Origin of the sequence: Rhodanobacter sp. Col0626, assembly GCF_049994385.1 — a bacterium.
Lineage (GTDB): Bacteria > Pseudomonadota > Gammaproteobacteria > Xanthomonadales > Rhodanobacteraceae > Rhodanobacter.
Genome location: NZ_CP188260.1, coordinates 2,461,824 through 2,473,865 on the forward strand (window position 1 = coordinate 2,461,824; position 12,042 = coordinate 2,473,865).

Consider the following 12,042-nt stretch of genomic DNA (forward strand, 5'->3'; position numbering starts at 1 on the left):
ATAACAGGGCAGACGCACTTGTCCGGTTGGAGAAAGTGAATCTGCCCGCCTGGACCGACCTCAGTTCATCACTGCTTGTCGGCAACTTCCGCGCACTGGTTCGGCGCGCACTCGAGGTCCACCTTGATTCCACGTCCCACCAAAACCGGGACGTTCGGGTGCTCCAGCAAGGCTTTGCCATTCTCCTTCAGCGTTACCATATAAACGCCTGCCGGCAAGGACCTGATGGTGTAATGGCCCTTGGCGTCGACGTGAACCTCACGCTGGGTTCCAGACTTCATGCTGTGGGCAGCGACGGTGTAGCCTACCGGTGCCTTGCCGAACACATCGCCCGAGGTGGCCTGCGCGTTGGCTGTGGCGGATCCCACCAAGCCACTCACGCCGATGACGGCCGCCAATACCAGGCTCCAACCTTGGCGACGCGAGAACGGATGGTTCGAAGAGATTTTATTCTTGTTCATGGGAAAGTCTTCCGGTGTATATCGATGTGGGGGACATGAGCCTGCCTGGGGTTGGCGATCCGCTCATGGGTCGTACTGGACACTGTCGTCCGGGTGTCAGGCGCAGGGCCCGGCACTTGCAACTTGCATTGTCCATGGTCACCCGGCGAGCGATGGGACACCATCCGCCGGAAACCGTACGCAGCGTAGCCATCACGAAGTCCGCGACCGAGGGCCAGAAGTCATGACGGGTCATAGGTCATGGCCCTTGACGTGATGCCTTGACGACAGCCATCCCACAGCGCAAACACTTCCAAGGAAATGTGCATGGAGGACCTTGCCCTCCTCCTGGTCGCATGCCTGGCGTCGCAACGAGAAACAAAAACCGGGAGCAGGTCCGGGCGCGCTAGGTGCATCCGCGTTTTTCATGCCACAGCGCTGGCAGGGACCGACGGAAGCAACGGCAAGATGGCAAAGCGAAATCAACTCGCTGCGTGCCTCCGGCGTTCACCTCGTGGACGTAACCACCATGTCGTCTTAACTTCGCCTGCCGCACTCTGCATGAAACCGGGCAAGAGTGAGATCGCCATGAAAGACAAAGAACACGATCTGGCCAAACGTGGCACAAACAACACCAGGCATCAGCAGGAGGACACGGCCTCGCGCGATTACGAAAAGCAACGCGAAGCCGGTGCCAAGGAAACCGAAGCCAAGACCAAGAAGCCGGAGAAGTCTGGCAAATGATCGCCGGCAAGACGGCTGCCAGAACGACTTGATCGAACAGGCAGTCGAGTCTCCAAACCAGGCTGCGCGCCGCTGCTTTTCGCCTCCTTTGGCGATGCCTTTGCTAGCTGTCCCGGTTCAGCCGCAGATCGTTGAACTTGCGGCGCTCGATCAACGCCACGATGTGACCTTTTTGATCGCGGCGGAAGATCAGCAGGTTCCGCTCGTCGTCGCTGCCCACGAAAACGTCCTTGGCGATCGGATGGAGCACGTTTGCCGGTCCGCCAGCGTGCGATGTGTAGGCGAGTACGCCATCGTGGGCGCTGATGGTCCACGCACTCTTGGGCGCGTAACGGTAGGTTCCGACGTAGTCGCCTGGGACCAGCCCTTCGACGCGCAGCTCCGGTGGGGCGGTCGGGATCGTGACGTCTTCGTAACCGGCAAGTTTCCACTTACCCGATTGCCGCACGAAGGTGAGCAGGGTCTGGTAACGCACGACCAGCTTCTGGCCGAATACCGTCTCACGTTCGTATTGCTCGACCTGCATGAGCGCGGCGTCGCCGTATCGCCGCACGTGTGCGTCGCGAAGTTCGATGCTTCCGGATAGGCCGGCGGGGAACGGACGCAGGGAGGCCACGGTGTCAGCCTTGTGCGCGATCCGACCAAACTCGTCGATGATCACCGCGTCCTTTGTCAGCAGCTGGTTCCACGGCTGACGGTTGCCCTGGGGAATCGCGTCGACAAGGGTCTGCGTGATCTGCAACAGCTCGCCGCGCAGTACCTCAGGCGTTTCGGTACCGTGCGCCACACGACATAAACCAAATACAGCGAAGCCTGCAAGCGATCCCAGCCGAGACATGCGCATGGCCACCTCCACGATGAATGGGCAAGCCTGCGCTCCCCGAAGAACCGGAGCATGTGCACGAAGTCACGCGGTTCCCCATCGAACCATCGCGAGGCCGTGGTCGAAACTCGACCACGTTCCCTACCCTTCCTGGGTCGCATCGCCTTTGGCGCGGCGATGCTTCGTTGCGTAAAGCCTGGAGTCCGCCGCTTCCAGCAACGATTTGGCCTGACTGCCATCCCGCGGTGGCCACACCGATCGTAATCTCCGGATACGCCGCTTCGCAGACGGCGCCTTCGCGGATGACCACGCCAATGCGACAGGCGATCTCCAGTGCCTGGTCGTGGCTCGCCAGTAGCAGCACCTCAATGAATTCATCACCGCTTCGATGGCTTCGGTCTTGAAGTTCGCGTGGGTAGCTCTCAGTTGGCAGTCGTCCGGTCAGTGCTTGACCGACGTGTCCGAAAAACCCGGGCCATTCATGTCGCCCTTTTGGGGAGGGCTTGTGGACTGGATCACGCTTTTCGTCCATCACACATCAGTTGGCTCCTTTGATAGTTGACAACGCATCGCAGCAGGCGAAGCCTGAGAGCGCGATGGGTTTAGCGGCACTGGCCCACCGCCTCTGAAACTTAACAAGGAGAGAAACAATGTCGAACGCAGACCACGTTGTTGCATCTTGGCTCGACGGTTCGGATAGTGCGAACGGATTGGACAATCCCGCCGGACCTCTTTTCTTCGGGGGCGTTTCTGCCATGGAGGCAGCCGTCGACGACATGAAGGAAAACATGATTTCGTCAGCGAAACTGTGTGCCACCATCGACCCTCGCTGCGGCAGCTGCGCCTAAGCAAGTCTACGGGCTAATTTGTCCCATCTTGAATACGCGGCCGAAGCTCGGCTGCGTATTTTTTTTTCGGCGAGCCTGAAATGGATGGTCGCATGAGCCAACGATCTTTCGCGCCCATCATCGAGCGCGCCACGCACGAAGCTTGCGAAAAACTTGACGCGTATTTTCGCGATCTTGCTGACGCAGGTGACTACAAAGCGATATCCGATTCAGGCAATCAAGCGCTGTTTGCGTGCGGGGAGTCCGCACTCATGCGTGTCCTGTTGCTGGAAATGCATGCAGCCAGACTCACGGGAATTCTTGGAGCCACCGCGCCTGATGAGCAGTTCGATCAGTTTGTAGCCCACACCGGAACACCGGCTTTTTTCGATCATCTGCGTAAACGTTATCCTGCCCTGGATACCCAATTGAAGCGTGTCCTCTCCGCCAGACGCAAGGCGATAGAAGCAATGGTCGCGCGTTTGCAGGCGGACCGGAATGACATGGCAGTGTTCTTCGGCTTCCGCTGCGACCGTCTGGTATCCGTGACCCTGGGACTCGGAGATCCGCATAACGGTGGCCACTCGGTAGCCATGCTGACTTTCGCCGATGGCGCCCTCCTGTATAAGCCGCGCCCGATGGGCCTCGACGTGGCATTCGATGCCTTCCTCGAACAGGCCTTTCCTGGCACCCAACGGATAGGTTTGCCCCCCACCCTGGACAGGGGCGCTTATGGATGGTCTGCCTTCGTGCAACACCGCCACTGCCAGGACGACGACGAGCTGGATACCTTCTATACGAACATGGGACGCTGGATGGCCGTCCTGCACTTGCTTGGTGGCACCGATGTTCATTATGAAAATCTGATCGCCGCAGGCCCGCTGCCGGTCGTAGTGGATCCGGAAAGCATGTTCTCACGCGTCATTGATGCCCCGGCCTCAAAGCGAGGTCTGGCTTACGACGCAGCGAATCGGCTCATCGATCAGTCGGTACTCAGGACAGGACTGGTGCCGTATCGGTCGGCACACCTGGCGTTCAAGGGTGTCGATATTTCCGCGACCGGGGCGTTGCCTGAGCATCAGCCGGAAATCAAGGTTCCGGCCCTGATCGATGGAGGCACCATCGATGCACGGATTTCGGAGGGAACCGCGCGCGTTACCGCCTCCCAGAATTTGCCAACCAAACATCCGAAGCTCGAACGATTCTGGGCAACCATCATCGACTCGTTCACCGCGACTACCGCACAACTCCGCATGATGGACAGTCAGGGGAAACTGGAACCCTTGCTTTCCCTCTTCCTTGGCCATCACGTTCGCGACATCCGACGACCTACCCAGATGTATGCGGAACTCATGCGCATGCTATGGCATCCGTCCTCGTTGCATGGGCCAGAGGCGGCCAGGCAGCGTGTCAGAGATCTCTTGGGGCGCACCGCCGAGGCTCTCTCTATCGGCCCGGCACAGGTTGAAGCTGAAATAGCCAGCCTGTGTGACAGAGACATCCCTGTGTTCGGCGACGTCTTGAACGAGGGCCGCATCCTGGCCACCCTGGATCGCTGGCGCAATACTCCAATCGGTTCCCAGGAGATGATCTTGCGTGGAGCCATGATGGCTGCACGCATGAACAGCAAAACCGCGGAAGGCTTCGCATATACCAGCCTACCTGGCACGCCTCGGCAAGGCCACGAGGTTGAGCTCAGGAGGCGCGAGCTTGCCGAACGCGTGACCAGATACCTTGTCGGCAGCGCGGTTCACGGATCGGACCGAACAGCCACCTGGATCAGCCCCGTGTCCAGCGTTGATGGTTGGAAGCTGGCCCCGCTGGGCATAGACATGTATTCCGGCATCAGTGGTGTTGCTCTGGCTCTGGCTGGCTACGCGAACGAAGTACGCCACGAACGTGCCAATGACATTTCGGGCATCGATGCGCTCCTGACCGCCGTGCTGGCCACCATGCGCCTCCAGGACCAGGACGAGCCGCCAACCACTTCAGGCGGCTATGTAGGGCTCGGCGCAAGGATTTGGGCGTGGCTGTCCTTGCACGAGCTTCTGCAAGACGATTCACTACTTGAGCTGGCCGTTCGAAACGCCGGCCTGTTGGAGCGGAACGCCCTGCACGGCGACAGTGAGTTCGACGTTCTGGAAGGATGGAGCGGGCTGATCGTTCCATTACTTCACTTGAGCGAGGCGACAGCCAATTGCCAATGGAGCGAACTCGCCGCACGGGTAGGCAAACGCCTTGAGGCAGCGGCAATCAAACAGGAGCAAGGCGTGTGCTGGCCCGGCTCTGTCTTCGACCGACCCATCGGCGGCTTTTCCCACGGTGCCAGCGGCATTGGCTGGAGCCTCGGCCGTCTCGGTTCCAGCGAAGCGGGCAGCGAGGGCGATCGCCTGAGATGGAGTGCTCTGGCCAAGCAGGCTTTTGTATTCGAGCAGACTTTGTACGATGCCAGCATCGGCGGGTGGCGTGACCTTCGTGTTGATGACGCATTGGCGTCATCGGACGCCTGGTGCCACGGTAGCGTGGGCATCGGGCTGGCGGCAGCAGACCTCTATGCCCGTACAGGCGATGCGTTCTATCGGGATCTGCTTCGCTTGGCCTCCACCAGCGCCTATTCGCGAGGATGGCGCCGCAGTCCTACGCTGTGCCACGGCAACCTCGGCATGTGGGAACTGCTCCGTCGACAGCAGGAGCTGGATCCTTCTGCCGACGTTTTTCTGTCGGCTTCCGACCAGGCCCTCATTCTCGCCGCCATCGCGGAGAATCTCGACGCACCGGATGGCGCACACCCGGAGACCTTCATGCCAGGCCTGATGGTGGGTATCGCCGGCACCCTGCATGGTCTAAATCGGATGCATCCGCAATGCGACCTCCCATCGCCGCTGTTGATGGAATACAGGCGCAACTGAAACTCGCTGATGTTCACAGCACCAAGCCGAAGAGCCACTCCATGTTCTTCCGTGCCCTCACGACGCCTGCCATCAAAACCTTTGTCGAGCGCCGTGTGCTGCCAGTGCGTGGGGCACAAGCGATGCGTGCAAAAGATCCGCCGCGTCGACTTCAGGCGCCGGATCCCATGGTGATGATTAACGGCCTCTGACCCGCTGATGGGTTACGGGCGGTTATTCACTTCAGCGAGACTCGCATGCGCGGAACATTTTCCCTCCCGACCAGCGGAGACAGCCCGTGACCAAGTCCAAACAGCAGACCGAGATCGAGAAGCTGGAGCACGCGTTTTGGAAGTCGATCGTCGACAACACCCCCGGGGTCGCCACCGGCATGCTCACCGAGCCATCGTTGATGGTCAGTGGGCACGGCGCCATGCGCTTCGACCATGCGGCGTACACCAAGATGGCAAACGATACGAAGTACAGGGTTCTGGAGTACAGCCTTTCAGGGATGGAAGTTCTGTTCCCCAGCGACGCGGTCGCCATCGCCACTTACCGCGTGCACCAGAAGATGGAAATGGATGGCAAGCCGATGGAGATGGATGTCTTCGACTCTTCCACCTGGGTCAAGGTTGGCGGTGACTGGAAGTGCGCGGCGCACACCGAATGCCCGGAAGCGTCCAAGGCTTAACTGTCGAATCGACAACTGAGCTGGTTTCCTTTCCGCAGACGCGGAAACTCAATGAAGCGCCTTGTGCCTGTGCCTGTGCGCTGCCTGCTTCGCGCGATTCCCGCAAAGGTCCATGCTGCACCAGCGACGGTTCCTTGCACGGGTGTGGTCCGCGAACAGCAGTGTGCAGGCCGGGCCCTCGCAAGCCTTCACATGCGAAAAATCTTCTTCCGTCACCAATCGAGCCATCGCCAGACCAATCGGCAGCAACACCGACTCGGGTGATTTCCAGCGACGCATGGCTTGCAACTGCAGGCCGTGCCCGGTGCCGGTTTCAGGTATGACCAACTCGTAGCCCTCGTCGCGCTCGAGCAGCCGGTTCAGCGGCGCGAGTTCGTCCAACACGGCCGAGGTCAATGGCTTGCCTTTGTGCGCACGCACGAAGCCTCGAAACCACTCGCGCAGATCGCGCGCCTGGGCAGCGACGCGATCCAGCTCCCCCGGCATGGCGTCCTTGCGCATGCCTTGCAGCACTTGGGTCGAAACCAGCTGCGCCTGCTCCAGCCACGCGAGCAGGCCCTCACCGTCCGCGATCCAGTCCAGGGGCGCATCGACAGGAGTGGCGACCGAATTGAGGAAATCGAGACCGGGGGAATCGGCAACAAACATAGCTGGCGCTGAAAGGGACATTCGAGGCTCTCCAAGTAATTTGATAGTAACCATCAAAATGGCTATTGACAAGTTATCAATGCGCGCATAACCTCCAAATCAACATCTTGCAGGTTACGAAGAACGTAACCACCGTCCCCAGCGTAGCCAAACCGCGCAAATTGCCTCAATAGAGACCTGATCATGACTTCGGAAAACATCAACGTGGTTCTGGTTCCCGGCGCTTGGGCCGATGGTTCCAGCTGGGCAAAGGTCATCACCCAACTCCAGTCAAAGGGATTCAATACGGTTACTTCGCCCATCCCCCTGACTTCCTACACCGATGACATCGCCGCGCTCGACAGGACGCTGGACCGCATCGATGGGCCCGTCTTGCTGGTGGGCCATGCCTATGCCGGTGCCGTGATCGGCGGAACGCGCAGTGAGAAGGTCAAGGCACTTGTCTATATCGCGGCGCTGGCACCGGACGAGGGGGAAACCGTGGCGGATGTGTTCTACCGCGCGGCGCCCCATCCGATCGCACCGACGCTGGCGCCGGATCGGCACGACCTCATCTGGCTGCCCGAGGAAGCCTTCGCCAACGCTTTCGCCCAGCACGCCACCACGCAGGAACAGGCTTTGCTGGCTGCCCTGCAGCGACCGATCTCACCCGCATGCATCACGGTTCCCGTGAGTCGCCCTCGCTGGAAGGATCTTCCCTCTTGGTATCTGATCGCCGAAGAGGATCGCATGATTCCCCACGCAACCCAGGAATTCATGGCCGGGCGCATGCATGCGCAACGCCGCGCATTTCCGGTCGATCACACACCCAGTGTCACCGCGCCCGGTCTGGTCACCGACCTGATCGTGCAGGCCGCTCGGGAGATCTGGCATGCGCGGTAACCGGCCATCTATCGATATGCGGCTGCAGGCGCCCGGCAGCGAGCCTCACGCGTCGCATCCCGACTGAACCGCTGCCTGTTTCGTTCTCAAATCCTTCGTCCCGCCAAACCCGTCCCCAGGAGATTCGTCATGACCACCATCCAGTACCGCACCGCCGATGTCGATGGCTTCCAGGTGTTCTATCGCGAAGCCGGCTCACCGACATTGCCGAAACTTCTGCTGCTGCACGGCTTTCCCAGCGCAGGCCACATGTTCCGCGACCTGATTCCGCTGCTGGCCGAACACTTCCACATCATCGCACCGGATCTCCCCGGCTTCGGCCAGTCGGCGATGCCGGCACGGGACGCATTCCACTACACCTTCGACAACATCGCCAACGTGATCGATCGCTTCACCGAGGTCGTGCAATTCGACCGTTTCATCGTTTATGTCTTTGACTACGGCGCACCCACCGGCTTCCGTATCGCTGCCAAACACCCGGAGCGTATCGCCGGAATCGTTTCGCAGAACGGCAATGCCTATGTCGAAGGATTGAGCGAAGGCTGGAATCCGATCCGCGCGTACTGGACGGATGCTTCCGAGGAGAACCGTCAGGCGTTGCGCGCATTTCTGGCACCGGAAACCACCCAGTGGCAATACACCCACGGTGTTGCGGATACCACGGCGGTATCGCCGGACGGTATCGCCCTGGACAATTATTACCTGGCACGCCCGGGCGCACATGACATCCAGCTCGATCTCTTCGGGGACTACCAGAGCAACGTTGCGCTGTACCCGCAGTTCCAGGCGTATTTCCGCACCCACAAGCCGCGCTTGCTTGCCGTGTGGGGCAAGAACGATCCGTTCTTCCTGCAGGCCGGTGCCGAAGCGTTCAAGCGCGACATCCCCGGCGCGGACGTGCGCCTGTTCGATACCGGGCACTTCGCGCTGGAAACGCACGCAGTGGAGATCGCCAGCGCCATCAAGGACGTCTTCGCCCACTGAATCCGCAACGACGGTCGGGGGACCTCGCGTCCCCCGATCGCAAGTACGTGAATCGCATTTCTTCCCGACCAGGAGCATCGCCATGAACAAAACCGTCGCCATCGTCACCGGTGCCAGCCAGGGCATCGGTCAGGCCACGGCCATCCGTCTTGCGCGCGACTTCGGTGCCATCGTGCTGGTAGCCCGCAACAAGGCCAAGCTGGAAGAGACCGCCGCCGCCGTGAGGAACATCGGCGCCAAAACCCTCGTCATCGATATCGACCTGGCCGAATCCACCGCCGCGAAAAAGGTCGTCGAACTGACACTTGAAACTTTCCAGCGCATCGATGCCCTGTTCAACATCGCCGGCGCCGTGCCGCAGATCGACCTGTTCGAGATGACCGACGCGCAATGGGATGCCGGCATGGCCCTCAAGCTGCACGGCGCGCGCCGGCTGACCATCGAGGCATGGCCCGCCCTGAAGGATTCGCAAGGTTCGGTGGTGCTGATCTCCGGAAATTCCGCCGCCTTTCCCAAGGCACCTTATGCGGCCGTCGGCACCATCAACGCCGCGATCGTCGCGCTGGCCAAGGCCTTCTCCGATCGCGGTATCGCCGATGGCGTGCAGGTCAACAGCGTGCTTCCCGGTGCCGTGATGACCGGGCGCCGACGCTCCTACCTGGAGCACTGGGCACCGCTGCATGACATGAGCGTGGAAGACGCCACCGCCAAATTCCCGCGCGACGCCGGCATCGCCCGCTACGGCGCGCCGGAGGAGATCGCCGATCTCATGGCGTTTCTCGCCGCACCAGGTTCGCGCTGGCTGACCGGATCGTCCATCCGCATGGACGGCGGTGAACTGAAATCGATCTAGACCGGAACGCTCGACGGATCACTGGCAGGCGGCGCGACCCGGTGCAGTAGCCGGGAGTTTCCCGCAGGACGGACAAAAGACTTGATGGCGAGTTCGCCAGCTCGACCCGCCGAGCAAGAGTTTGTCCGCCCCGAATGCCTCCAAAGCGCCCCTGTTCCGTCAATGGGGAGCTTGCGCGGCGTAGCTTGCGAGCCGCTGTTGCAGGGTGCCGGTGTGCAGCTCAAACAGGTGGTTGTCGAAGTCGTAGAAATACAGGGACTGGCCCTCACCATCCACACGTCCACGAGGTGGGCGGATTTCGACACCGATCGCCAGCAGGCGCAGCCGGTAGCCAGGCAGATCTTCGTCATCGACCGAGAATGCCACATGCTGATACGAACGCTCCGCAGGCGGATCCCCTTCCATGGCCGCGACCCAGATATCACCGAGAACAAAGAATTTCTCGCGAGATAGAGAAAAATTCTGTGCGGCACTATCGTAGATCTCGTTCGCGCCGAGGCCTTCGCACATGAACGTAGCCATGCGCTTGAGATCGCGAACGACGAAGGTAAGGTGGCTTATGCCTTTCATAAATTGCCAGGGAGGTTGGTCACTGTCAGACGATGAGTACAAGCGTGGGGAGGCGACTGGCCTACGTTACTTTGCCAATGCAGCATCCTGGCGTTGCTTAGCCAGTTGTGCCTCGAAGCTTTTGCGCGCAACTTTCGAGTAAGCACGACATCCCGTGGGATCTATCAGCGCATCCGCATCGCCTTTTTTGCGCTTGGCCACACGTGCCCACATGTCCACGACTTCCGGATGTGGACTGAGCGCGATGTCGCAAGGCAGTGTCGAGACCATGGCGAAGCTGTATTCGAAATCCTTGACGATCGTCGGGTACTTCGGGTTGCCGATCAGTTTGTAACCGGGCGCGGACAGGCTCCCGATATCGACCATACGCAGACAGCGTTTTCCCTCGCAGGATGTCCACGTCCAGGTCGTGCTGCCCTTGGTATGCCCGGGTGTCGAGTGTGCAGTCAACACCAGGTCTCCCAGATGCAGATTCTCTCCATCGATCACCTTGCGCGCCACGTGCGCAGGCGAGAACGGGAATCTATCGCCGTACTCCGGGTCGTTCAGACCGCCGCGTGCCAACAACGGCGCATCCGCTACGCTCGCGATCACCTGGGCACCGGTGTCGTGCGCGATCCGCGCGATACCGCCGGCGTGATCGAAATGTGCGTGAGAATTGAGAATCCATTTGACATCATGCAGCTCGATACCGAGCTGTCGGATGTTTGCCTCAATCATTGTGGCGTCGTCCGGCACGCCGCCATCGATGAGAACATCGCCCGTGGGTGCAGTAACAAGCAGAACACTAAGGCCGCGGGGGCCCACATACCAGGTATTTCCGTAGACGCGGAACGGCTGTTGTGGAGCAATCCAAGGGGGATGCTCTGCAATGGATGCTTGCTCCGAAGACGACGTCTGCGCAAACGCAGCCGGCACGATCAAACTCAAGACGAGAGTTGCTGTTATCGGTAAGCGCATCGACGGTTCCTTGGTGGAAACGGCAAGCGTAAGTGTTCCATATGACCCAGCGCGGGCACAGTTGTGAAATGTTGCGGGCACAAGCGCGACCGTGTCAAAGCAGGTTGGATGGATCATTTGTCCGGTCGGGCATCACGGAACGCGTCAGTGCATGAACCATTGGCGGACGTCCATCACCGCCATATCGCGCTGCGCATTGAACGTATCAGCCTTGACCTACGCCATTACGCCATACCCGTAACAGTGGCGAAGGCGAACCGGTATCGGGCCGCCGACGACGAGGGATTCGAATTCAAAAAAATGGGCACGTTAAGCGTGCAACGACCACTTCCGCACCTTTACTGAATGAACTTAGCTCGTTCTGGGGGCAGCTAAGCTCCTTGAGCCTCTTCGAAAACACCGCGGCTTCATACTGCCGCGCCTATCCAAAAAGTGTGATCTTATGGTCCGCTGTGATGCTGAAATCCATACCATCGAAGAAAACTCAGCCAAAGTCTCGAAACTTTGTAAGTTTTCCCGCACACAGCTGTAAGATTTCAACGCTCTCTTCAATTGTAGTGCACTTCTCAGTTGAATCCATCGAGGGAGCTCGTTACGATATTTCGAGTTAGGGTCGAATAATTGGCGGGTAAAAATATAACCAATCAATGATCGGTTCTTTGGCCGGCCATTGCCATTCTGCCGTAGTAAAAACACTAACTAAATTAGTGGCATACGTTTCAAAATCGCGCT

General features: G+C 59.7%; 13 protein-coding genes. 8 read left to right on the plus strand and 5 right to left on the minus strand.

Annotated elements, in window-relative coordinates; translation table 11 throughout:
• Positions 1–68: 68 nt before the first annotated feature.
• Positions 69–461: a carboxypeptidase-like regulatory domain-containing protein gene (locus ACPPVV_RS10580; RefSeq protein WP_426699851.1), complete on the minus strand. Its 393-nt coding sequence runs from the start codon at positions 459–461 to the stop codon at positions 69–71.
• Between the two features lie 540 nt (positions 462–1,001).
• On the opposite strand from ACPPVV_RS10580, the gene ACPPVV_RS10585 reads away from it, so the two are divergent.
• On the plus strand, positions 1,002–1,184 hold the full coding sequence (locus tag ACPPVV_RS10585; RefSeq protein ID WP_426699852.1) for a hypothetical protein: 183 nt from the start codon (positions 1,002–1,004) through the stop codon (positions 1,182–1,184).
• 103 nt (positions 1,185–1,287) lie between these two features.
• Here ACPPVV_RS10585 and ACPPVV_RS10590 read toward each other — a convergent pair whose 3' ends face one another.
• Entirely contained in the window at positions 1,288–2,028 is a 741-nt protein-coding gene (locus ACPPVV_RS10590) for a nuclear transport factor 2 family protein (RefSeq protein ID WP_426699853.1), read from the minus strand.
• A 629-nt stretch (positions 2,029–2,657) separates the two neighbouring features.
• On the opposite strand from ACPPVV_RS10590, the gene ACPPVV_RS10595 reads away from it, so the two are divergent.
• From ACPPVV_RS10595 to ACPPVV_RS10610, 4 genes are all read left to right on the plus strand, one after another.
• Positions 2,658–2,855 (plus strand): DUF6229 family protein, encoded by a 198-nt coding sequence (locus tag ACPPVV_RS10595; RefSeq protein ID WP_426699854.1) that lies wholly within the window; start codon positions 2,658–2,660, stop codon positions 2,853–2,855.
• 92 nt (positions 2,856–2,947) lie between these two features.
• Entirely contained in the window at positions 2,948–5,743 is a 2,796-nt protein-coding gene (locus ACPPVV_RS10600) for a type 2 lanthipeptide synthetase LanM family protein (RefSeq protein WP_426699855.1), read from the plus strand.
• 41 nt (positions 5,744–5,784) lie between these two features.
• Positions 5,785–5,934 carry a hypothetical protein gene (locus tag ACPPVV_RS10605; protein WP_426699856.1) on the plus strand — a complete coding sequence of 50 codons (150 nt, stop codon included), beginning with the start codon at positions 5,785–5,787 and terminating at the stop codon, positions 5,932–5,934.
• A gap of 86 nt (positions 5,935–6,020) precedes the next feature.
• The gene (locus ACPPVV_RS10610) at positions 6,021–6,413 is read left to right on the plus strand and encodes a nuclear transport factor 2 family protein (protein ID WP_426699857.1); all 393 of its coding nucleotides are present in this window, start codon (positions 6,021–6,023) and stop codon (positions 6,411–6,413) included.
• Positions 6,414–6,461: 48 nt separating this feature from the next.
• Here the strand turns inward: ACPPVV_RS10610 and ACPPVV_RS10615 are convergent, their stop codons facing one another.
• Positions 6,462–7,133, minus strand: a complete 672-nt coding sequence (locus ACPPVV_RS10615; protein WP_426699858.1) for a CGNR zinc finger domain-containing protein — start codon at positions 7,131–7,133, stop codon at positions 6,462–6,464.
• Positions 7,134–7,244: 111 nt separating this feature from the next.
• On the opposite strand from ACPPVV_RS10615, the gene ACPPVV_RS10620 reads away from it, so the two are divergent.
• The 3 genes from ACPPVV_RS10620 to ACPPVV_RS10630 all read left to right on the plus strand — a co-directional run bounded on the left by ACPPVV_RS10620 (position 7,245) and on the right by ACPPVV_RS10630 (position 9,780).
• On the plus strand, positions 7,245–7,943 hold the full coding sequence (locus ACPPVV_RS10620; RefSeq protein ID WP_426699859.1) for an alpha/beta fold hydrolase: 699 nt from the start codon (positions 7,245–7,247) through the stop codon (positions 7,941–7,943).
• Between the two features lie 129 nt (positions 7,944–8,072).
• Positions 8,073–8,927 carry an alpha/beta fold hydrolase gene (locus ACPPVV_RS10625; RefSeq protein WP_426699860.1) on the plus strand — a complete coding sequence of 285 codons (855 nt, stop codon included), beginning with the start codon at positions 8,073–8,075 and terminating at the stop codon, positions 8,925–8,927.
• An 82-nt stretch (positions 8,928–9,009) separates the two neighbouring features.
• Positions 9,010–9,780 (plus strand): SDR family oxidoreductase, encoded by a 771-nt coding sequence (locus ACPPVV_RS10630; RefSeq protein ID WP_426699861.1) that lies wholly within the window; start codon positions 9,010–9,012, stop codon positions 9,778–9,780.
• 159 nt (positions 9,781–9,939) lie between these two features.
• Here ACPPVV_RS10630 and fosX read toward each other — a convergent pair whose 3' ends face one another.
• Together fosX and bla are read right to left on the minus strand one after the other, a co-directional pair.
• Entirely contained in the window at positions 9,940–10,350 is a 411-nt protein-coding gene (fosX, locus tag ACPPVV_RS10635; RefSeq protein ID WP_426699862.1) for a FosX/FosE/FosI family fosfomycin resistance hydrolase, read from the minus strand.
• A 66-nt stretch (positions 10,351–10,416) separates the two neighbouring features.
• Positions 10,417–11,310: a subclass B3 metallo-beta-lactamase gene (bla, locus tag ACPPVV_RS10640; protein ID WP_426699863.1), complete on the minus strand. Its 894-nt coding sequence runs from the start codon at positions 11,308–11,310 to the stop codon at positions 10,417–10,419.
• Positions 11,311–12,042: the final 732 nt, after the last annotated feature.

Coding starts and splice junctions, on each gene's coding strand:
- bla (WP_426699863.1), bottom strand. CDS start 11,310: ATGCGCTTACCGATAACAGCAACTCTCGTCTTGAGTTTGATCGTGCCG.
- ACPPVV_RS10625 (WP_426699860.1), top strand. CDS start 8,073: ATGACCACCATCCAGTACCGCACCGCCGATGTCGATGGCTTCCAGGTG.
- ACPPVV_RS10620 (WP_426699859.1), top strand. CDS start 7,245: ATGACTTCGGAAAACATCAACGTGGTTCTGGTTCCCGGCGCTTGGGCC.
- fosX (WP_426699862.1), bottom strand. CDS start 10,350: ATGAAAGGCATAAGCCACCTTACCTTCGTCGTTCGCGATCTCAAGCGC.
- ACPPVV_RS10600 (WP_426699855.1), top strand. CDS start 2,948: ATGAGCCAACGATCTTTCGCGCCCATCATCGAGCGCGCCACGCACGAA.
- ACPPVV_RS10595 (WP_426699854.1), top strand. CDS start 2,658: ATGTCGAACGCAGACCACGTTGTTGCATCTTGGCTCGACGGTTCGGAT.
- ACPPVV_RS10580 (WP_426699851.1), bottom strand. CDS start 461: ATGAACAAGAATAAAATCTCTTCGAACCATCCGTTCTCGCGTCGCCAA.
- ACPPVV_RS10605 (WP_426699856.1), top strand. CDS start 5,785: ATGTTCTTCCGTGCCCTCACGACGCCTGCCATCAAAACCTTTGTCGAG.
- ACPPVV_RS10590 (WP_426699853.1), bottom strand. CDS start 2,028: ATGCGCATGTCTCGGCTGGGATCGCTTGCAGGCTTCGCTGTATTTGGT.
- ACPPVV_RS10585 (WP_426699852.1), top strand. CDS start 1,002: ATGAAACCGGGCAAGAGTGAGATCGCCATGAAAGACAAAGAACACGAT.
- ACPPVV_RS10630 (WP_426699861.1), top strand. CDS start 9,010: ATGAACAAAACCGTCGCCATCGTCACCGGTGCCAGCCAGGGCATCGGT.